18 protein-coding genes are annotated in these 20418 nt (G+C 66.4%); 8 read left to right on the top strand and 10 right to left on the bottom strand.

Annotated elements, in window-relative coordinates; genetic code table 11:
* Nucleotides 1-80 precede the first annotated feature (80 nt).
* Genes lpdA through aceE form a run of 4 tightly spaced genes read right to left on the bottom strand, consistent with a single transcriptional unit; the run spans nucleotide 81 to nucleotide 6923 of the window.
* Nucleotides 81-1910: a dihydrolipoyl dehydrogenase gene (gene lpdA, locus VAPA_RS11535; RefSeq protein ID WP_021006952.1), complete on the bottom strand. Its 1830-nt coding sequence runs from the start codon at nucleotides 1908-1910 to the stop codon at nucleotides 81-83.
* Nucleotides 1907-2500: an Ntn hydrolase family protein gene (locus VAPA_RS11530; protein ID WP_021006951.1), complete on the bottom strand. Its 594-nt coding sequence runs from the start codon at nucleotides 2498-2500 to the stop codon at nucleotides 1907-1909. Before VAPA_RS11530 ends, lpdA begins: the two co-directional genes overlap by 4 nt.
* On the bottom strand, nucleotides 2497-4158 hold the full coding sequence (gene aceF / locus VAPA_RS11525) for a dihydrolipoyllysine-residue acetyltransferase (RefSeq protein WP_021006950.1): 1662 nt from the start codon (nucleotides 4156-4158) through the stop codon (nucleotides 2497-2499). Before aceF ends, VAPA_RS11530 begins: the two co-directional genes overlap by 4 nt.
* Before the next feature lie 50 nt (nucleotides 4159-4208).
* A complete protein-coding gene (aceE, locus tag VAPA_RS11520) occupies nucleotides 4209-6923 on the bottom strand; it encodes a pyruvate dehydrogenase (acetyl-transferring), homodimeric type (RefSeq protein ID WP_021006949.1) in 2715 nt (904 codons plus the stop codon).
* A gap of 204 nt (nucleotides 6924-7127) precedes the next feature.
* Here aceE and VAPA_RS11515 point away from each other — a divergent pair, with 204 nt between their 5' ends.
* The 5 genes from VAPA_RS11515 (at nucleotide 7128) to VAPA_RS11495 (ending at nucleotide 13969) form a co-directional block, all read left to right on the top strand.
* Nucleotides 7128-9668: a PAS domain-containing sensor histidine kinase gene (locus VAPA_RS11515; protein WP_021006948.1), complete on the top strand. Its 2541-nt coding sequence runs from the start codon at nucleotides 7128-7130 to the stop codon at nucleotides 9666-9668.
* Nucleotides 9665-10297, top strand: a complete 633-nt coding sequence (locus VAPA_RS11510) for a response regulator transcription factor (protein ID WP_012747279.1) — start codon at nucleotides 9665-9667, stop codon at nucleotides 10295-10297. The genes VAPA_RS11515 and VAPA_RS11510 overlap by 4 nt, the downstream gene beginning before the upstream one ends.
* A gap of 82 nt (nucleotides 10298-10379) precedes the next feature.
* A complete protein-coding gene (gene folD / locus VAPA_RS11505; protein WP_021006947.1) occupies nucleotides 10380-11231 on the top strand; it encodes a bifunctional methylenetetrahydrofolate dehydrogenase/methenyltetrahydrofolate cyclohydrolase FolD in 852 nt (283 codons plus the stop codon).
* Nucleotides 11232-11236: 5 nt separating this feature from the next.
* On the top strand, nucleotides 11237-13294 hold the full coding sequence (locus VAPA_RS11500) for a M3 family metallopeptidase (RefSeq protein WP_021006946.1): 2058 nt from the start codon (nucleotides 11237-11239) through the stop codon (nucleotides 13292-13294).
* Nucleotides 13295-13324: 30 nt separating this feature from the next.
* The gene (locus tag VAPA_RS11495) at nucleotides 13325-13969 is read left to right on the top strand and encodes a glutaredoxin family protein (RefSeq protein ID WP_021006945.1); all 645 of its coding nucleotides are present in this window, start codon (nucleotides 13325-13327) and stop codon (nucleotides 13967-13969) included.
* A 39-nt stretch (nucleotides 13970-14008) separates the two neighbouring features.
* On the opposite strand, the gene rpiA is transcribed toward VAPA_RS11495, so the two are convergent.
* Nucleotides 14009-14740, bottom strand: coding sequence for a ribose-5-phosphate isomerase RpiA (gene rpiA / locus VAPA_RS11490; RefSeq protein WP_021006944.1), 732 nt, complete (start codon nucleotides 14738-14740; stop codon nucleotides 14009-14011).
* 40 nt (nucleotides 14741-14780) lie between these two features.
* Here rpiA and VAPA_RS11485 point away from each other — a divergent pair, with 40 nt between their 5' ends.
* Nucleotides 14781-15854: a quinone-dependent dihydroorotate dehydrogenase gene (locus VAPA_RS11485; RefSeq protein ID WP_021006943.1), complete on the top strand. Its 1074-nt coding sequence runs from the start codon at nucleotides 14781-14783 to the stop codon at nucleotides 15852-15854.
* Between the two features lie 33 nt (nucleotides 15855-15887).
* On the opposite strand, the gene VAPA_RS11480 is transcribed toward VAPA_RS11485, so the two are convergent.
* The 4 genes from VAPA_RS11480 to VAPA_RS11465 form a co-directional block, all read right to left on the bottom strand.
* Nucleotides 15888-16610: a phage holin family protein gene (locus VAPA_RS11480; protein ID WP_021006942.1), complete on the bottom strand. Its 723-nt coding sequence runs from the start codon at nucleotides 16608-16610 to the stop codon at nucleotides 15888-15890.
* Nucleotides 16611-16658: 48 nt separating this feature from the next.
* Entirely contained in the window at nucleotides 16659-16955 is a 297-nt protein-coding gene (locus VAPA_RS11475; protein ID WP_021006941.1) for a glycine zipper domain-containing protein, read from the bottom strand.
* Nucleotides 16956-17103: 148 nt separating this feature from the next.
* Entirely contained in the window at nucleotides 17104-18207 is a 1104-nt protein-coding gene (locus VAPA_RS11470; RefSeq protein WP_021006940.1) for an NAD(P)/FAD-dependent oxidoreductase, read from the bottom strand.
* Nucleotides 18208-18239: 32 nt separating this feature from the next.
* Nucleotides 18240-18362: a hypothetical protein gene (locus tag VAPA_RS11465; RefSeq protein ID WP_041946090.1), complete on the bottom strand. Its 123-nt coding sequence runs from the start codon at nucleotides 18360-18362 to the stop codon at nucleotides 18240-18242.
* 475 nt (nucleotides 18363-18837) lie between these two features.
* Between VAPA_RS11465 and VAPA_RS35610 the strand changes: the two genes are divergently transcribed.
* Both VAPA_RS35610 and VAPA_RS11460 read left to right on the top strand, forming a co-directional pair.
* Complete coding sequence (locus VAPA_RS35610; RefSeq protein WP_021006939.1) at nucleotides 18838-19014, top strand: hypothetical protein; 177 nt, start codon at nucleotides 18838-18840, stop codon at nucleotides 19012-19014.
* 48 nt (nucleotides 19015-19062) lie between these two features.
* Entirely contained in the window at nucleotides 19063-19332 is a 270-nt protein-coding gene (locus VAPA_RS11460; protein ID WP_021006938.1) for a hypothetical protein, read from the top strand.
* On the opposite strand, the gene VAPA_RS33570 is transcribed toward VAPA_RS11460, so the two are convergent.
* Entirely contained in the window at nucleotides 19316-20410 is a 1095-nt protein-coding gene (locus tag VAPA_RS33570; RefSeq protein ID WP_021006937.1) for a M12 family metallopeptidase, read from the bottom strand. The genes VAPA_RS11460 and VAPA_RS33570 overlap by 17 nt on opposite strands.
* Nucleotides 20411-20418 lie beyond the last annotated feature (8 nt).

Here is a 20418-nt window from a genome sequence, read left to right as displayed (position 1 = left end):
CCCCCCTGAATCCAGCGCCCTGGATCAGGGCAAAAAAAATCCCGCCGCGGCGGGATTTTTTGTGGCCGGTCGAACCTCGATCAGGCCGCCTTCTTGGCCGGTGGCAGATCGGTACAGGTCCCGTGTGCCACCTCGGCCGCCATGCCGATGCTCTCGCCCAGCGTCGGATGCGGATGGATGGTCTTGCCGATGTCGATCTCGTCGGCGCCCATCTCGATGGCCAGCGCAATCTCGCCGATCATGTCGCCGGCATGCGTGCCGACGATGCCGCCGCCCAGGATGCGGTGGGTCTCGGCGTCGAACAGCAGCTTGGTGAAACCTTCGTCGCGGCCGTTGGCGATGGCGCGGCCCGACGCGGTCCACGGAAAATGGCCCTTCTTGATCTTGATGCCTTCGGCCTTGGCCTGGTCTTCGGTGAGCCCCACCCACGCCACTTCCGGGTCGGTGTAGGCCACGCTCGGGATCACGCGGGCGTTGAAGGCAGCGCTCGAGAGCTCCTTGTCGCCCTTCTGCTCGCCGGCGATCACCTCGGCCGCCACATGCGCCTCGTGCACCGCCTTGTGCGCCAGCATCGGCTGGCCCACGATGTCGCCGATGGCAAAGATGTGCGGCACGTTGGTGCGCATCTGGATGTCGACCGGGATGAAGCCGCGGTCGCTCACCGCGACGCCGGCCTTCTCGGCGCCGATCTTCTTGCCGTTCGGGCTGCGGCCCACGGCCTGCAGCACGAGGTCGTAGACCTGCGGCTCCTTCGGTGCCTGCTCGCCCTCGAAGGTCACCTTGATGCCCTCCTTCGTGGCCTCGGCGCCGACCGTCTTGGTCTTGAGCATGATGTTGTCGAAGCGCGGCGCGTTCATCTTCTGCCAGACCTTGACGAGGTCGCGGTCGGCGCCCTGCATCAGGCCGTCGAGCATCTCGACCACGTCCAGGCGCGCGCCCAGCGTCGAATACACCGTGCCCATTTCGAGGCCGATGATGCCGCCGCCCAGGATCAGCATGCGCTTGGGGTCGGTGCCCATCTCGAGCGCGCCGGTGGAGTCGACCACGCGCGGGTCCTTGGGCATGAACGGCAGGCTCACGGCCTGCGAGCCGGCCGCGATGATCGCGTTGCGGAACTTGACGGTCTGCTTCTTGCCCGTGGTGTCCCAACTGGTGCCCGACGTTTCTTCCACCTCGAGGTGGTACGGGTCGATGAAGTTGCCGACGCCGCGCAGCACCGTCACCTTGCGCATCTTGGCCATGGCCGTGAGGCCCCCCGTGAGCTTGCCCACCACCTTGTTCTTGTGGCCGAGCAGCTTGGCGCGGTCGACCGTGGGCGCGGCAAAGCTCACGCCCAGGTCGGCGAAGTGCTTGACCTCGTCCATGACGGAGGCGACGTGCAGCAGCGCCTTCGAAGGAATGCAGCCGACGTTCAGGCACACGCCGCCGAGCGTGGCGTAGCGTTCGATCAGCACCACCTTGAGGCCCAGGTCGGCCGCACGGAACGCGGCCGAGTAGCCGCCGGGGCCGGCGCCGAGCACGATCACGTCGCATTCGACATCGACCTTGCCGCCATAGGTGGACGCCACGGGCGCAGCCGCCGGAGCCGGTGCCGGCGCTGCCTTGGGTGCGGGAGCAGCAGCCGCAGAGGCTGGCGCGGGCGCAGCTGCCGCCGGTGCAGGCGCCGCGGCACCGTCCACCTCCAGCGTCAGCACCACGGAGCCTTCCTTGACCTTGTCGCCCACCTTGACCGCCAGCGACTTCACCACGCCGGCTGCCGACGACGGAATCTCCATCGAGGCCTTGTCCGATTCGACCGTGATCAGCGACTGCTCGGCCTTGACCGTGTCGCCGACATTGACCAGCACCTCGATCACCGCGACTTCGTCGAAGTCGCCGATGTCGGGCACCTTGATTTGTTGTTCGCTCATTTGGACACTTTCAGTTTGAGTGTGAGAACGTCGACCGGTGGGGCCGAATTGCGATCGAATTCGCAGGCGGCGGCGATCCCCGCCTCCGCCACGTCGCGCGAGCTGCGCGACTTGATGTCATAGGCCGCGTGCATGGCGCCGAGCGCAAAGCTGCGTCCCGAGCCGATGGACCAGAACTGCTTGAACTCGAACACCTCGCGGTAGCTGTAGATGCCGTAGATGCCGCTCTGGTTGGCCATCAGCATCGTGAACTGGCTCGACTCGTAGGGCTCGTGCTCGTCTTCCTTGGTCTGCATGAAGAACGAGTCCTTCAGCACCGGATGCAGCAGCGTGAAGGTGCGGAAGATCTCGTGCTTGCTGCCGAACAGCAGCGCCTCGCGCGGCTGCGCGGCCAGCGCATGCTGCAGCACCAGGAAGTGCGCAGCGGCGCCGGCCACGGCAAACAGGCTCTGCCCCGCCGCGTCTTCGACAGTGAAGATCTTCTGGTTCGCCTCGGCGCGGTGCGAGAGCCGCGTGTCGCCGAAGGTCACCAGCGAGTCAGCGGCCATCGTGACCTGGCCGCCTTTGCGGACGGCCACTACCGTGGTCATAGCAGGATTCGGCGATAGTCCGCGAGCACTTGCCCAAGATAGGCGTTGAAGCGCGCGGCCAGGGCACCATCGATCACGCGGTGGTCGTACGACAGCGACAGCGGCAGCGTCAGGCGCGGCACGAACTGCTTGCCGTCCCACACCGGCTTCATCTGGCCCTTGGAGAGGCCGAGGATGGCCACTTCGGGGGCGTTGATGATGGGTGTGAAGTGCGTGCCGCCGATGCCGCCGAGCGAGCTGATCGAGAAGCAGCCGCCCTGCATGTCGGCCGAACCGAGCTTGCCGTCGCGCGCCTTCTTGGCGAGCTCGCCCATTTCCTGGCTGATCTGCAGGATGCCCTTCTTGTCGGCATCCTTCAGCACCGGCACCACGAGCCCGTTGGGCGTGTCGGCCGCGAAGCCGATGTGGAAGTACTGCTTGTAGACCAGCTGGTCGCCGTCGAGGCTGGCGTTGAAGTCGGGGAATTTCTTCAGCGCCGCAACCACCGCCTTGATCACGAAGGCCAGCATCGTGACCTTGATGCCCGACTTCTCGTTTTCCTTGTTGGTGGAGACGCGGAAGGCCTCGAGCTCGGTGATGTCGGCTTCGTCGTTGTTGGTGACGTGCGGGATCATCACCCAGTTGCGGTGCAGGTTGGCGCCGCTGAGCTTCTTGATGCGCGACAGGTCCTTGCGCTCGACCGTGCCGAACTTCGCGAAGTCGACCTTGGGCCAGGGAATGAGGCCCAGTGCGGCGCCGTCTGCGCCGCCGCCGGTCGGTGCCTTGGCCGCCGAGGCCTTGGTGCTGGCCTGGCCGCTCATCACGGCCTTGGTGAAACCCTGGACGTCTTCCTGCGTGATGCGGCCCTTGGGGCCGGAGCCCTTGACCTCCTCGAGCGGCACGCCGAGTTCGCGGGCGAACTTGCGCACCGAGGGCGAGGCGTGCGGCAGGTTGGCGCTGGGCGCCGTGGTGGGATCGTGCGGCGCGGCTGCGGACGGTGCCGGCGAAGCGGCGGGTGCCGGTGCGCTGGCGGTCGCGGCAGCCGGTGCGGCTGCGGCTGCGGCAGCTTGCGCGGGCGCAGGGGTTGCGGCACCCGCAGCACCTTCGAGCACGGCGATCAGGTCACCGATGTTGACGGTATCGCCGACCTTGACCTTGAGTTCCTTGAGCACGCCGGCCGCCGACGACGGGATTTCCATCGAGGCCTTGTCCGACTCCACCGTGATCAGCGACTGGTCGGCCGCGATCGTGTCGCCGGGTTTCACCAGCAGCTCGATGACTGCGACGTCCTTGAAGTCGCCGATGTCCGGCACCTTGACGTCGATCGAGCCCGACACGGCCGGCGCGGCGGCAGGCGCGGGCGCCGCTGCCGCAGGGGCCGGTGCTGCGGCCGCAGGAGCCGCGGCAGGTGCGGCAGCCGGCGCTGCAGCAGCACCCGCTTCCTCGGCCTCGAGCACCAGCACCACCGAGCCCTCTTTCACCTTGCCGCCGACCGCGACCTTGATCTCCTTGACCACACCGGCGGTCGACGACGGAATCTCCATCGACGCCTTGTCCGATTCCACGGTGATGAGCGACTGCTCGGCCTTGACCGTGTCGCCCACCTTCACAAGCACCTCGATCACCGCGACTTCATCGAAATCGCCGATGTCCGGCACCTTGACTTCCACTGCTGCCATATCGTTTGTCTCCCGCCGTGAGGCGCCGTTCGTTCGTTGGTTGTTGATGTTCAAGCGTAAAGCGGGTTGACCTTGTCGACATTGATGCCGTACTTCTTGATCGCCTCGACCACCTTGGCCACAGGCACCGTGCCGTCTTCGCTCAGCGCCTTGAGCGCAGCCACCACGATGTAGTGGCGGTTGATTTCGAAGTGCTCGCGCAGCTTGTTGCGGAAGTCGCTGCGGCCGAAGCCGTCTGTGCCCAGCACCTTGTAGGTGCGGCCCTTCGGGATGAAGGGGCGGATCTGTTCCGCATACGCCTTCATGTAGTCGGTCGATGCCACCACCGGACCGGCCGTGGGTGCGAGCTGCTCGGCCACGAAGGGCACGCGTGGCGCCTGGTCCGGGTGCAACAGGTTCCAGCGGTCGGCGTCCTGGCCGTCGCGCGTCAGCTCGTTGAAGCTCGGGCAGCTCCACACCGAGGCGGAGACGCCCCAGTCCTTTTCGAGCAGCTCTTGCGCAGCGAAGCTTTCGCGCAGGATCGTGCCGCTGCCCAGCAGTTGCACGGTGGGCGACTTGGCCTTCAGCGCCGGGCCCTGCTTCGACAGGTACATGCCCTTGATGATCTGCTCTTCGGTGCCGGGCTGCAGGCCGGGCATCGGGTAGTTCTCGTTGAGCAGCGTGAGGTAGTAGTAGACGTTGTCCTGGCGCTCGACCATGCGCTTCAAGCCGTGGTGCAGGATCACGCCCACTTCATGCGCGAAGGTCGGGTCGTAGCTCACGCAGTTCGGGATGGTGTTGGCCAGGATGTGGCTGTGGCCGTCTTCGTGCTGCAGGCCTTCGCCGTTGAGCGTGGTGCGCCCCGAGGTGCCGCCCAGCAGGAAGCCGCGCGCCTGCATGTCGCCGGCCGCCCAGGCCAGGTCGCCGATGCGCTGGAAGCCGAACATCGAGTAGTACACGTAGAACGGCACCATGATGCGATTGTTCGTGCTGTACGACGTGGCCGCCGCGATCCAGCTCGACATGCCGCCCGCTTCGTTGATGCCTTCCTGCAGGATCTGGCCGGCCTTGTCTTCCTTGTAGTACATGACCTGGTCCTTGTCGACCGGGGTGTACTGCTGGCCTGCGGGGTTGTAGATGCCGATCTGGCGGAACAACCCTTCCATGCCGAAGGTCCGTGCTTCGTCCACGAGGATGGGAACGACGCGCGGGCCCAGGGCCTTGTCGCGCAGCAGCTGCGTGAGGAAGCGCACGTAGGCCTGCGTGGTCGAGATCTCGCGGCCTTCGGCCGTGGGCTCCATCACCGACTTGAAGACGTCGAGCGAAGGCACCGTGAAGCTCTCGTCGGCCTTGGTGCGGCGGTGCGGCAGGTAGCCGCCGAGGGCCTTGCGGCGCTCGTGCAGGTACTTCATTTCCGGCGTGTCGTCGGCCGGCCTGTAGAACGGCAGGTCGGAGATCTGGCTGTCCGGGATCGGGATGTTGAAGCGGTCGCGGAAGGCCTTGATGTCCTCGTCGCCGAGCTTCTTGGTCTGGTGGACCGTGTTCTTGCCCTCGCCGATCTTGCCCATGCCGAAGCCCTTGACCGTCTTGATCAGGAGCACCGTCGGCTGGCCCTTGTGCTTCACGGCCGCGTCGAAGGCCGCGTAGACCTTTTGCGAATCGTGGCCACCGCGGCGCAGTTGCCAGATGTCGTCGTCGCTCATCTTGGACACCATTTCGAGCGTGCGCGGGTCACGGCCGAAGAAATGCTTGCGCACGTAGGCGCCGTCGTTGGCCTTGAAGGCCTGGTAGTCGCCGTCGTTGGTCTCCATCATGATCTTGCGCAGCGCTCCGTCCTTGTCGCGCGCCAGCAGCGGGTCCCAGCTGCTGCCCCAGATCAGCTTGATGACGTTCCAGCCCGAACCGCGGAACTCGCCTTCGAGCTCCTGGATGATCTTGCCGTTGCCGCGCACCGGCCCGTCCAGGCGCTGCAGGTTGCAGTTGATGACGAAGATCAGGTTGTCGAGGCCTTCGCGCGCGGCGAGGCCGATGGCGCCCAGCGATTCGACCTCGTCCATTTCGCCGTCGCCGCAGAACACCCAGACCTTGCGGTTCTCGGTGTTGGCGATGCCACGGGCATGCAGGTACTTGAGGAAGCGGGCCTGGTAGATGGCCATCAGCGGGCCGAGGCCCATCGAGACGGTCGGGAATTGCCAGAACTCGGGCATCAGCTTCGGATGCGGGTAGCTGGACAGGCCGTTGCCGTCGACTTCCTGGCGGAAATTGAGAAGTTGTTCTTCGCTCAGGCGGCCTTCGAGGTAGGCGCGGGCATAGATGCCGGGCGAGACGTGGCCCTGGATGTAGAGGCAGTCGCCGCCGTGGTTTTCGCTCTCGGCGTGCCAGAAGTGGTTGAAACCGGCACCGAACATGTTGGCCAGCGAGGCGAAGGAGCCGATGTGGCCGCCCAGGTCGCCGCCTTCGGCGGGGTGGTGGCGGTTGGCCTTGACCACCATCGCCATGGCGTTCCAGCGCATGTAGGCGCGCAGGCGCTCCTCGATCTCGAGGTTGCCGGGGCAGCGCTCTTCCTGGTCGGGCTCGATGGTGTTGACGTAGGCCGTATTGGCGGAGAACGGCTTGTCGATGCTGTGTTGCCGCGCATGTTCGAGCAGCTGCTCGAGAAGGAAGTGGGCCCGTTCAGGTCCCTCGCTTTGAATCACGGAGGACAGTGCATCCATCCATTCACGGGTTTCCTGGGCGTCCGCGTCGTTCGCGGCCGAACCGAACAGGTTCTCGGGATTTGCCGACATGCTTGTCTCTCCTTTAGGGCTGTGGCTGTAATTTAGTGCGCTCTTCGATCACCGCGCGGGAGTTTCTCATAGAAATACTTCTATTTCAAATGGTGCATGCTAATTTCTCAATATGAAATTTAGAAACAAAGTCGCCCGCGCCGGAATCAATGGCACTGCGGCCCCTCTCTCCTTGGCACAGGGGCCATCACCTAAACTCGCAGGATGCCTTTTTCCTCTCCGCTGGCGGTTGCCCGCAGCGCCGTGAATGCGTCTCCGCTCTCGTGGTGGCGCCGCTGGTGGCGCCAGCAAACGCCGGTGCTGCAAGACGCGGTCGCCATGCTGGCGCCGATCGCGGCGGTGCTGCTGTTTCTGGCCGCCATCGTTTCGGCGTTCTGGTACCTGCGCACCGAAGAAGTCGAGCGCGAGCAGGAGTCGGTGCGGCGGGACGTCGAATACGCGCAGCAGCGCATGCGCCTGCGCCTGCTCGAACGCCAGGAACAGCTGATGCGCATCGCGCGCGACGCCTCGAACCGCGAGATCGACCCGATCGAATTCGCGAGCCGCGCGGAATCGCTGGTGAGCCAGTTTCCCGAGCTGCAGACCGTCACCTGGATCGACGATCGGCGCCGTTTCAAGGCCGGCTATTCGGCGCCGAGCGTGCATCCTGCGCAGCAGCACCTGATCGGCGACGTGCTGCGCCCGGGCGACGTGGAGAGCAACTACGCCCTGGCGCGCGAGCTGCGCCAGCCGGTTTTCTCCCAGCCGGTGGCGGGCGGCGATCCCGCGGCGATGCTGCAGCTGCACATTCCCCTCTTCGACCAGGGCCTGTTCGCGGGCGTGGTGCTGGGCGAATTTTCGGTCGATGGCCTGCTGCGCTACGGCATGCCGTCGGAAGTGCAGGCGCGCTACGCGGTCTCGCTGCTCGACGCCAAAGGCAGCGTGCTCGCGGGCAATACGGCCAACCCGAGGGAAAGCGGCACGCGGCTCCTCCCCTGGACGGAAAGAACCAATGAGTACGAGGTGCCGGTTTCGCCCGTCGGCAACGCGCTGGTATTGCGCGCCCAGGCCTACCGCACTTCGCAGGGGGTGGTCGGCAACGGCCTGTTCTGGCTGGTCTGTGCGCTCAGCGTGCTGACGAGCTGGATGCTGATCGGCACCTGGCGCCACACCCGGCGGCGCCAGCAGGCACAGCAGCGGCTGGTCGCCGAGACCAACTTCAGGCGCGCGATGGAAAACTCCATGCTGACCGGCATGCGCGTGCTCGACCTGCAGGGGCGCATCACCTACGTGAACGCCGCCTTCTGCGCGATGACCGGCTGGAGCGAGGCCGAACTGGTGGGCCAGTCGCCGCCCTTCCCCTACTGGCTGGAGTCGGACCGCGAAGTCATGAACGAGCGGCTCGAGGAAGAACTGCACGGACGCGCCCTGCCCGGCGGCTTCCAGGTGCGCGTGAAGCGCAAGAACGGCAGCGTGTTCAATGCCCGGCTCTATGTATCGCCGCTGATCGACGCACGCGGCCACCAGACCGGCTGGATGACGTCGATGACCGACATCACCGAGCCCACGCGCATCCGCGAGCAGTTGTCGGCATCGTACGAACGCTTCACCACGGTGCTGGAGGCACTCGACGCCGCCGTGTCGGTCGCGCCCATCGGCAGCGAAGAGCTGCTGTTCGCGAACAAGCTGTACCGCCTCTGGTTCGGCTCCGACACCGTCGGCCACCTGGGCATGGTGGCGCAGGCCGGCGTGCCGGCCTCGAACGCGCATGACGAAGGCCTCGACGACGTCGACCCGTACGCCGGCCTCCCGATCGATACCCTGACCGCCGCACAGACGGCCAACAACGAGATCTTCGTGCCGCACCTGGGCAAGTGGCTCGAAGTGCGTTCGCGCTACCTGACATGGGTCGACGGCCGGCTGGCCCAGCTGGTGATTGCCACCGACATCACGCCGCGGCGCGATGCCGAGGAGCAGGCCGCCGCGCAGGCCGACCGCGCACAGGCCGCGAGCCGCCTGATCACCATGGGCGAAATGGCGTCGAGCGTGGCGCACGAACTCAATCAGCCGCTCACGGCCATCACCAACTACTGCAACGGAATGATGTCGCGCCTCAAGGGGCAGGCCATCGACACCGAGGCGCTGCTCGCGGCGCTGGAGAAAACCTCCAAGCAGGCGCAGCGCGCGGGACAGATCATCCAGCGCATCCGCTCCTTCGTGAAGCGCAGCGAGCCCAACCGCACGGCCGCCGACGTGTCCACCATGGTCAGCGAAGCGGTCGAACTCGCAGGCATCGAGCTGCGGCGGCGCAACGTGCGGCTCAACCACTACGTGGCCGCGCGGCTGCCGGTGGTGCAGGTGGACCCGATCCTGATCGAGCAGGTGATGGTCAATCTGCTGAAGAACGCGGCCGAGTCCATCGACATTGCCGAGCGTCCGCTCGCGCGCCGAAGCGTGGAGCTGCGCGTGCTGCCGAAGCTGATCGAGGGCCACAACGCCATCGAGTTCTCGGTGCAGGACACCGGCAAGGGCCTGGCTCCCGAGGTGATGGACCGTCTGTATGAAGCCTTTTTCTCTACCAAGCCGGAAGGCATGGGCATCGGGCTGAACCTTTGCCGCACCATCGTCGAGTCCCATCGCGGCAGGATGCAGGCGGAGAACATCTACAATGGTCTGGATGTGATCGGATGCCGTTTTTCCTTCTGGATTCCGGTGTTGGACGCTCCCAGTTCCGTAGCAAGCGACGAGGCAAAGGTACCTGCATGAGTTTGATTCCGAAGAAGGGCACTGTCTATGTCGTCGACGACGACGAAGCCGTGCGAGATTCGTTGCAATGGCTGCTCGAGGGCAAGGACTACAGGGTTCGCTGCTTCGATTCGGCCGAGTCCTTTCTCTCCCGATACGACCCGCGCGAAGTCGCCTGTCTGATCGTCGACATCCGCATGGCCGGCATGACCGGCCTCGAGCTGCAGGATCGGCTGATCGAACGGCGCTCTCCACTGCCCATCGTGGTGATCACCGGCCACGGCGACGTGCCGATGGCGGTCGACAGCATGAAGAAAGGCGCCATGGACTTCATCCAGAAGCCTTTCAACGACGAAGAGCTCGTCACGCTGGTCGAGCGCATGCTCGAGCACGCGCGCGGCGCCTTCACCCAGCACCAGCAGTCGGCCAGCCGCGATGCGCTGCTGTCCAAGCTCACCGGCCGCGAGGCCCAGGTGCTCGAGCGCATCGTTGCCGGCCGCCTGAACAAGCAGATTGCCGACGACCTGGGCATCAGCATCAAGACGGTCGAGGCGCATCGCGCCAACATCATGGAAAAGCTCAACGCCAACACCGTGGCCGATCTGCTCAAGATCGCCCTCGGGCAGGCGGCGCCAGCGGCCAAGGCCTAAGAGCCAGTTGTCTCCCCCCGATAGCGACGAATGTCCCCCACGCCTGCGCAAGCGGGCGTTTTTACTTGGAAAATCGAAACCGATGACCGCCCAACTGATCGACGGCAACGCCCTCGCCAAAACCATTCGCGCCGAGGTCGCCGGCCGCACCGCCGCACTGAAGGCCCGTGGCGTGAACCCGGCCCTTTCCATCATCCTCGTGGGCAGCGACCCGGCCAGCCAGGTCTACACCAGGCACAAGGTCAACGACAGCACCGAAACCGGCCTCGCGGCCACGCTCGAGACCTACCCCGCCGACATGAGCGAGGCCGACCTGCTGGACCGCATCCGCGCCCTCAACGACGACCCCCAGGTGCACGGCATCCTGGTTCAGCTGCCGCTGCCCAGGCACATGGACAGCCAGAAGGTCATCGAGACGATCTCGCCCGCCAAGGACGTGGACGGCTTCCACGTGGCCAGTGCCGGCGCGCTCATGACCGGTGCGCCGGGCTTCTGGCCCTGCACGCCGTACGGCTGCATGAAGATGCTCGAATCCATCGGCTACGACCTGCGCGGCAAGCATGCGGTGGTCATCGGCCGCAGCAACATCGTCGGCAAGCCGATGGCCATGATGCTGCTGGCCAAGAACGCCACCGTCACCATCTGCCACAGCGCCACGCAAGACCTGGCCGCCCTCACGCGCCAGGCCGACGTGATCGTCGCCGCGGTGGGCAAGCGCAACATCCTGACCGCCGGCATGGTGAAGCCCGGTGCGGTCGTGATCGACGTGGGCATGAACCGGAAGGAAGACGGCAAGCTCGCGGGCGACGTCGACTTCGACGGCGTCAAGGAAGTGGCCGGCTGGATCACCCCCGTGCCCGGCGGCGTGGGCCCCATGACGCGCGCCATGCTGCTCGTCAACACCCTTGAAGCCGCGGAACGCGCCGCCAAGTGAGTTCCATGGCCATGAAGAACAACCCCCTCCTCGACTTCACCGATCTCCCGCTGTTCGACCGCATCAAGCCCGAGCATGTGGCGTCCGCGGTCGACATCCTGCTGGCCGATGCCGAGGCGGCGCTGCAAACCGCGACGGCGCCTGAATTTCCCGCCGACTGGAATGCGATCTCGAAGGTGCTCGACGTGGCCTCCGAGCGCTTCAGCCGCGCCTGGGGCGCCGTGGGCCATCTCAACGCCGTGGCCGATACGCCGGAGTTGCGTGCCGCCTACAACGAGGCGATGCCGCGCGTGACCGCGTTCTGGACCCGCCTGGGCTCCGACGAGCGCCTCTACGCCAAGTACAAGGCCATCGACGTGGCCCCCCTCAATCCCGAGCAGCGCCAGGCGCACAAGAATGCCGTGCGCAACTTCGTGCTCGGCGGCGCGGAGCTGCAGGGCGAGGCGAAGAAGCGCTTTGCCGACATCCAGGAGCGCCAGGCCGAACTGAGCCAGAAATTCAGCGAGAACGCGCTCGACGCCACCGACGCCTTCTCTTATTACGCAGCGCTGGGCGAGCTCGAGGGCGTGCCCGAAGACGTGGTGGGCGCGGCCCGCGCGGCCGCCGAAGCCGAGGGCAAGGATGGCTACAAGCTCACGCTCAAGATGCCCTGCTATCTGCCCGTGATGCAATTCGCCCGCAGCAGTGCGCTGCGCGAAACGCTCTACCGCGCCTACGTCACCCGTGCCAGCGAACTCGGCGACCCGGCCTTCGACAACACGGCCTTGATCAACGAGATCCTCACACTGCGCGAGGAAGAAGCAAAGCTGCTCGGCTACAGGAATTTCGGCGAACTCTCGGTCGTGCCCAAGATGGCCGAATCGCCCGAACAGGTGATCAAGTTCCTGCGCGATCTCGCGGCCAAGGCAAAGCCGTATGGCGAACGCGACCTGGCCGACCTGCGCGTCTTCGCCTCGCAGCAGTTGGGCATTGCCGATCCCCAGGCCTGGGACTGGAGCTACATCGGCGAGAAGCTGAAGGAAGCGCGCTATGCCTTCAGCGAGCAGGAGGTCAAGCAGTACTTCCCGGCACCCAAGGTGATGGCCGGCCTGTTCAAGATCGTCGAGACGCTGTTCGAGGTGTCCATCCGCCGCGACAGCGCGCCCACCTGGCACCCGAGCGTCGAGGTCTACCGCATCGAGCGGGCCGGCCAGAAGGTCGGCCAGTTCTACCTCGATCCCTCGGCCCGAGCCGCCAAGCGCGGCGGCGCCTGGATGGACGACGTGCGCGCGCGCTGGCTGCGCCCGGACGACGGCGCGTTGCAAACGCCCGTCGCACAGCTCGTGTGCAACTTCGCCAGCGGCGTCGACGGCAAGCCGCCGCTGCTCACGCACGACGACGTGACCACCCTGTTCCACGAATTCGGCCACGGGCTGCATCACATGCTCACGCAGGTGAACGAGCGCGACGTGTCGGGCATCAGCGGCGTCGAATGGGACGCGGTCGAGCTGCCGAGCCAGTTCATGGAAAACTTCTGCTGGGAATGGGACGTGCTCAGGCACATGACGGCCCACGTCGATACCGGCGAGCCGCTGCCGCGCGCACTGTTCGACAAGATGACCGCCGCCAAGAACTTCCAGAGCGGACTGCAGACGCTGCGCCAGATCGAGTTCTCGCTGTTCGACATGCTGCTGCACACCGAATACCAGGCCGCCGCCGCGCCGCCGGGCGGCGTGCTCGCGCTGCTGGGCAAGGTGCGCGCCGAGGTGGCCGTGATGCCTGCGCCTCCTTTCAGCCGCACGCCGAACACCTTCAGCCACATCTTCTCGGGCGGCTACGCGGCCGGCTACTACAGCTACAAGTGGGCCGAGGTGCTGAGCGCCGACGCCTACGCTGCCTTCGAGGAAACGGTGGGTGCCGATGGCCAGCCAAACATCGAGACCGGCCGCAGGTACCGCCAGGCCATCCTCGAAGCCGGTGGCAGCCGCAGCGCCATGGATTCGTTCAAGGCTTTCCGCGGCCGCGAACCGCAGCTTGATGCGCTGCTGCGACACCAGGGCATGGCACAGGCCCAGCCCGCTTGATGCGGGCCTGAAGCTTGCGATACTCGGGCGATGCATTCGATCCACAAGAAATCCTCCTTGCATCGCCTGTCCGGCGTCGCCCTGCTGCTGATCGCCGCAGGCGCGTTGGCCCAGCCGATCTACCGCAACGTCGACAAGAACGGCAAGGTCACTTTCTCGGACCGCGCGCCCACCGCAAGCACGGAACCGGCCTCAGCGCCGCAGGCCGGCATCGTGCCTCCGGCCAACGCCGGCCTGCCCTACGAGTTGCGGCAGGTGGCACAGCGCTACCCCGTGACCCTGTACAGCAGCGAGGAATGCGCGCCCTGCGGCACGGCCCGTTCGCTGCTCGTCACGCGCGGCATTCCCTTCGAGGAACGCACCGTCAAGAGCAGCCAGGACGTCGAGGCGCTGCAGCGCCTGAGTAACCAGACCTCGCTGCCGCTGCTGACGATCGGCTCGCAGCAGCTCAAGGGTTACTCGGACGCCGAATGGTCGCAATACCTCGACGCCGCGGGCTATCCGAAGAGCAACAGCCTGCCTGCCGGCTACCGCAATCCGCCGGCCCGGCCCCTGGTTGCGCTGCAGCCGGCGCCCGCCGCACGCGAGCCTGTGCAGCCGGCGGCTGCACCGCAGCCGCCCGCGCCCGCCCCCAGCGGTCCGAGCCCGAGCAACCCGGCAGGCATCAAGTTCTGAACCGGCCGGCCGCCGGCCAGAGCTGGCGGCCTTTTTTCTTCAGTCGAACTGCATCGTTTGCACGCCGGAGGGCGTGCCCAGCAGGCACACATCGGCCTTCTGGTGGGCAAACACGCCGACCGTGACCACGCCGGGCCACTGGCTCACTTCGGATTCGAAGGCGAGCGGATCGCCGATCCGCAGCCCCGTCACGTCGACGATGTGCTGCCCGTTGTCCGTCACGAGCGGCAGGCCGTCCTTTTCGCGCACTTGCGCGATGCCGCCCATGGCTTCGAACTGCCGCATCACGCGGCGCGCCGCCATCGGAACCACCTCCACCGGCAGCGGAAAGGCGCCGAGCGTGTCGACCAGCTTGGACGCATCGGCAATGCAGACGAAGCGCCGCGACTGCGCCGCGACGATCTTTTCGCGCGTGAGCGCCGCACCGCCGCCCTTCACCATGAAACCGTGGTGGTCGATCTCGTCGGCGCCGTCGATGTAGACGGCGAGTTCCTCGACCTCGTTGCTGTCGAACACCGGGATGCCCAAGGCGCGCAGGCGCTCGGTCGAGGCCACCGAGCTGGACACCGCTCCCTTGATCTCGTCCTTGATCGTGGCCAGGGCGTCGATGAACTTGTTCACGGTGGAGCCCGTGCCCACGCCGACGATTTCACCCTTGACCACGTAGGCCAGCGCGGCGCGGCCGACCTGGGCCTTGAGTTCGTCCTGGGAGATGGCGCCCGCGCCGTTCGCGGCGCCGGAGGCGGAAGAAGGGGAAACGGGTGCAGTCATCGCGGAGAATCCTTGGCTCATTGAAGTCGAGAATTATCCGATGCCCCTGCTCCCCTCTTCGCTCTACGGCCTGGCCCGGCCCTTTCTGTTCGGCTTCGACCCGGAGCACGCCCACGAACTCACGCTCGAAGGACTGGCCCGCACGCAGAACACACCGCTGGCTTGCGCCTACGCCGCGCCGCGCGTCGATGATCCGGTCACCCTCGCGGGGCTGGAATTTCCCAACCGCGTGGGCCTGGCGGCCGGGCTCGACAAGAATGCCCGCTGCATCGATGCCTTTGCCGCCATGGGCTTCGGCTTCGTGGAGGTCGGCACGGTCACGCCCAGGGCACAGCCGGGCAATCCCAAGCCGCGCATGTTCCGCCTGCCCCAGCGCGACGCGCTCATCAATCGGCTCGGATTCAACAACGAAGGGCTCGATGCCTTCCTCGCCAACGTGCAGAAGGCGCGCTTCCGCAGGAGTGGCAGCGGCAAGAAACCGATGCGGCTCGGACTCAACATCGGAAAGAACGCCGCCACGCCCATCGAAAGAGCGGTGGACGACTACCTGGCCTGCCTGGACGGCGTGTACCCGCATGCCGACTACGTGACCATCAACATCTCGAGCCCCAACACCGCGAATCTGCGGACGCTGCAGAGCGACGAGGCGCTCGACGCCCTGCTGGGCGCCATCGCCGAGCGCCGCCATGCACTGGCCGAGCGCAGTCGTCGGCGCGTGCCGCTGTTCGTGAAGATCGCTCCCGATCTCGACGAGAGCCAGGTTGCCGTCATCGCCGCCACGCTGCAGCGCCACGGCATGGACGGCGTGATCGCCACCAACACCACGCTGGCGCGCGACGCGGTCGCCGGTCTGCCGCACGCCGACGAAGCGGGCGGGCTCTCGGGCGCACCCGTGCGCGAGGCGAGCAACCGCGTGATCTCGCAGCTGCGCTCGGCACTGGGGCCGGGTTTTCCGATCATCGGGGTGGGGGGCATCCTGAGCGCGGCCGATGCCAAGGCCAAGATCGCCGCAGGCGCAGACGCGGTGCAGATCTACACCGGCCTGATCTATCGCGGCCCCGGGCTCGTGCGCGAGGCGGCGCAGGCGTTGCTGCAGAGTCGCAGCGCCGCCTGAGCCTTCTTCGCTCTTCGGTTTCTTCGCTCCCTCTCAGCGCATGCGCCAGAGCACCGGCGCAATGAACGCCGCCCAACGCAACAGCCGCTTGGGACGGATCACCACCACAGCCACCGCGGCGGCAACGCCGGTGGCCACGGGGTGCTCCCGGGCAATGCGCAAGGCAGCAGCGGCGGCCGACTCGTCGGCCGGAGGTGCTTCGGAAGAAGCACCCGTTGCACCGCCGGGCTGCGCCGGCCGCGCGCCCTGCATTGTGGCAATGCGTTCGCGCTGGCGCTCCATGCGGGCGAGCAGTTCCTCGCGCGTGGCTGGCCGCCGGGGGCGCGGCGCTTCTTCGTCCTGGTCGGGATCGTTGCCGAGCCCGAAGCTGTCCTGGACCCAGGCCCAGTCGCGTTCGAATTCGTGGCGCGCTGGAATGAAGCTGTTCGAGGCATTGCGAAGGGTCAGGAACAGACCCAGGGCCGCGCCCAGCCAGAGCAGGATCCACACCCCAGCCACCGACCACGCAGCCGCGATGCGGTGGGGCGTTTCCCAGAAATGCACCACCACCGCCATCGAGAGCAATGCCACCGCCACTGTGGTGAGGCCAAGCACGGCCACCACCAGGACGAGCATCAGCTTGAGGCGCTGCTTCTCGTCCTCCCACGCCATGCGCAGCAGCTGCACGCGGTCTTCGGCCGCCAGCGCACCTTCGGCCGCAGCAATCCGCAGCCGCCGCAAACGGGCATCGAGCCCGAACAGGGACAGCAGTCTCATGCGCCGACTCCGGCTCGGCGAGGGACGACGCGGCGGCTTGCGTTCAGGTCAGCGGCGGCCAAGCAGCAGGCCCACCAGCACGCCGACGGCCAGCGCAGCGCCGGCGATCTGCCACGGTTCGTCGTGGGCGTAGGCGTTGGCAGTGTTGGCCGCTTCGCGGGCCTTCTTGGCGGCCAGCTTGCTCTTCTCGGCGGCAAGCTCGCGCGCAATGGCCAGCTTGGTGTCGATGCGCTGGCGCAGCGCCTTGATGTGGGGAACCGAATCCAGGTCCTTGCTGGCCAGCACGCCACGCACGTCGCTTGCGATGTCTTCGGCTGCCGCTTCAATATTGTTGGATGCACTCATTGGAATCTTTCCTCCGTGATGACACCGGCACCGCGCCGGCGGCTTCACGCCAGCAAATGGCGTGGTGTCATGTTACAGGCACAAAAGCCCCTCATGCACAGCAGTTATGCAGACTTCTGCACGCGATGGCTCTTCATCGCGTCCGCCGTCAGCCTGCCGCGAGCAGGCGCTCGACGTAGCGCCCGATGGCAAGGCTGCTCGTGAGCCCCGGCGACTCGATGCCGAAGAGATTGACCAGCCCCCGCACGCCATGCGATTCGGGCCCGTCGATCATGAAGTCGCGCGCCGGCTCGTCCGGGCCCGAGATCTTGGGTCGCATGCCCGCATAGCCGGGAATCAGCGCCCCGTCGGGCAACGCGGGCCAATACTTGCGCACCTCGGCATAGAAGCCATTGCCGCGCGCCGGGTCCACCACCAGGTCGTCGGCCGATTCCACCCATTGCACATCGGGCCCGAACTTGGCTTGCCCGCCCAGATCGATCGTCAGGTGCACCCCCAATCCACCGGGCTCGGGCACCGGGTAGACGAGGCGGCTGAAAGGCGCGCGGCCTGACAGGGTGAAGTAGTTGCCCTTGGCAAAGTAGGCGGTGGGCACGGCCCCTGCTGGCAGGCCTTCGAAGCGTCGGGCCAGGTGGGGCCCGAGGAGACCGGCCGCATTGACGACGGTGTTGCAGCGCAGCGCCGTTCCGTCTTCCGCTACCAGGACGATAGCGTCCTGGCCGCACTCCGCACGGGCGATGGGCGATTTCAACGCCAGCATGCCGCCCGCGTTCTCCAGGTCGCCGAGCAGGCTCAGCATCAAGGCATGGCTGTCGACGATGCCGGTGCTCGGCGAATGCAATGCCGCCACGCAGTGCAGCTGCGGCTCCATCGCCATGGCCTGTTGCGCCGTCAGCAGCACGAGGTCGCCGACGCCGTTGGCGGCCGCCTTGGCGCGGATGATTTCGAGCTGAGCCACCTGCTCGGCCGAGGTCGCCACAATGAGCTTGCCGCAGCGCTGGTGGGGCACACCGCGCTGCCCCGCGTAGTCATAGAGCGCCTGCTTTCCCTCCACACAGAGGCGGGCCTTGAGCGAGCCCTGCGGGTAGTAGATGCCCGCGTGAATCACCTCGCTGTTGCGCGAACTGGTGCCGGTGCCAATGGCACCTTCGGCTTCCAGCACAACCACTTCCCGGCCTGCAAGCGCCAAGGCGCGTGCCACTGCCAGTCCCACCACACCGCCGCCGATGACGGCGCAATCGAGTTCATCCATGGCGCGAGCTTATCGCGGCTCGCGCGCCGAATTCACGACGTGGTGGGAGGCGGCTCGGGATCGGTCGGGTCGTCCGGCGGCGTGCTCGGCCCTTCGTCGGGCTCCACAGGCAGATCCGGCGTGATCGGGGACGGAAGATCGGGATGGGTGGCCATGGTGCTCTCCTTTGCCCCGGTTCTATGCCGTTGGCTCAGGAATGCAGCCGGTGCGTGGCGCCAGTCGACGTCAGCTCGAGCCGACAGGCGTGTCGCCGAATTTTCGGCGCTGCAAGAAGCGGCTCGGAAAACAAAAAAGCGACCTGGACAATCCAAATCGCTTTTCATCTTCAGGAAAATGGTGGCGGTGGAGAGATTGAAAGATCGTCTGCAGGCCGCATGGATGCTCACTTGTCGGAAAGCCAATTTCGAATTGCACCCCCGTCTGTACCCCCGCTTTGCATTCGATACCCGTCCACGTCGGACTCGGCCCGAGCCCTGAACTAACCTTGCGAGACGCCCCGCGACAAAGGCGATCGGTGTTGCGTCAAGTCAACGGGTCGCCGACCGAATCGGCTGAAGGCATCGCAGGCGCCGGCGAAGAGAGCAATCGGGCGGCCTTGCTCATCAACGTCCGGATCGTTGGGGTCCAGAGGTGGTAACGCCCGCACGGCGCGCTTGCCCCGTAGACTTCCACCTGCCCGTCCTGCTGCGCAAGTCGGGCCACACCTTTTACATCACGTCGCCGATGAACATGAAGGTGGTGCTCGGTGACCTCAGCAAGGCGGTGCTGACCCACCACACGCTGAAGAACACCGCAGGCAGCCGATGAACCTGAACCTTCGAGGGCGAGCTGACCGACGACGACCAGTTCGCTTACGTGAACGGCGCGATCAAGGGAAGCGGCTGGAACGACACACTGGTGCAGCAGGCCGCGAGCAACAGCAAGGAGCAGTTTGCGAATTCACCCGACCTGAAGAATGCGCTGCTGCACGCGATCATGGACGCACTCGAAGCCCACACGACGATGGGCACGCAGGCATTGGGTTCAGAGCGGGTTCGTGATGGCCTGAAGGACGTTCTGCTGGGGCCGGCGCAGTTGTACGAGTCGCTGCGCGCCAGGTCGGCCCGCATCAACCGCTTTTCTTGACCCCCACGGTATAGCTCCCGGTGGACTGCGCGCTCTTGTGGCGCACCGACAGCCAGTAGCTGCCCGGCTGCAACTTGCGCATGATGCGGGCGTTCAGGCCCTTGCCGCGGTCGTCGTCCCAGGCCAGCACGGCGCCGGCGTCGTTGGGGCCGTGCAGCGTCAGCACGGTGTCGCTCGGGCCTTCGGTGGTCATGATGTGCGTGCCGGCGGCGGCCACGTCGAAGTGGTAGGTGTCGACCTCGCCGGCCGTCGCCAGCTCGGCGCTGGTGCGGGCGGCGCCGATGGCGAGCTCGACCGTGCCCGGCGATGCCCTCGGGTACTGGCGGCGCATGAACTCGATGTCGGTGGCCGAGAACTCGGTGTTCCAGCCGACCGAATACGAGCCGACCGTCAGCGAATCGGGGATCGCGTATTCCATGATCGAGGTCGGGTCGAACGCGGTGTGGTTGGTGCTGTCCTCGCTGTAGAGCTGGAACAGGTTGAAGTCGACGTCGTCGCGCGTCCAGTTCTGCTGCGCGTAGTAGGCGTAGACCTTCTCCTTGTCCCACGGGATCTGGCCCTGGGCGGCCGGGTTCTGGTGCTCGTGGATCATGCCGAGCGCATGGCCGAACTCGTGGCGCACCACGCGCTGGTATTCGCGCAGCGCGGTGCTCGGCTCCAGCCAGCCGTAGTTCATGGTCGCCTTCGTGGCGGCGACGGTGAGCGCGTCGGTGCCGACGGTCGACCACGAGAAGCCCTTTTCGGCGAAGCTGATGCGGATCTCGCTGGCGCCGGCTGCCACGAACTTCAGCGTGAGGTTGGCGATGGCTTCCCACTCGTGCGCGATCGCCTCGACCCTGGCCTGCACCTCGGGCACGCCGTCGAGGAACTTCACGCGCAGCGTGCGGCCGTTGTCCCAGAGTTTCATGCGTTCCACCGCGGCACGCGCGCGGCCCGCGGCGGGCGCGCCCAGCGGCCGGATGCGGATGTTGTCGACGCGTTCGTCGGTGGCGGCCTGTTCGCTCGCTCGCGCAGTCGTGGCGGGGCGGCCGCTGTGGACGGGCAGGTAGGGCGAGCAGATCTTCCGGACGATGGTCATGGCGGGGC

The organism is Variovorax paradoxus B4 (genome assembly GCF_000463015.1).
GTDB lineage: Bacteria > Pseudomonadota > Gammaproteobacteria > Burkholderiales > Burkholderiaceae_C > Variovorax > Variovorax paradoxus_E.
Note: the sequence above shows the minus strand (reverse complement) of the source record. Positions and strands in the feature narration are given on the sequence as shown.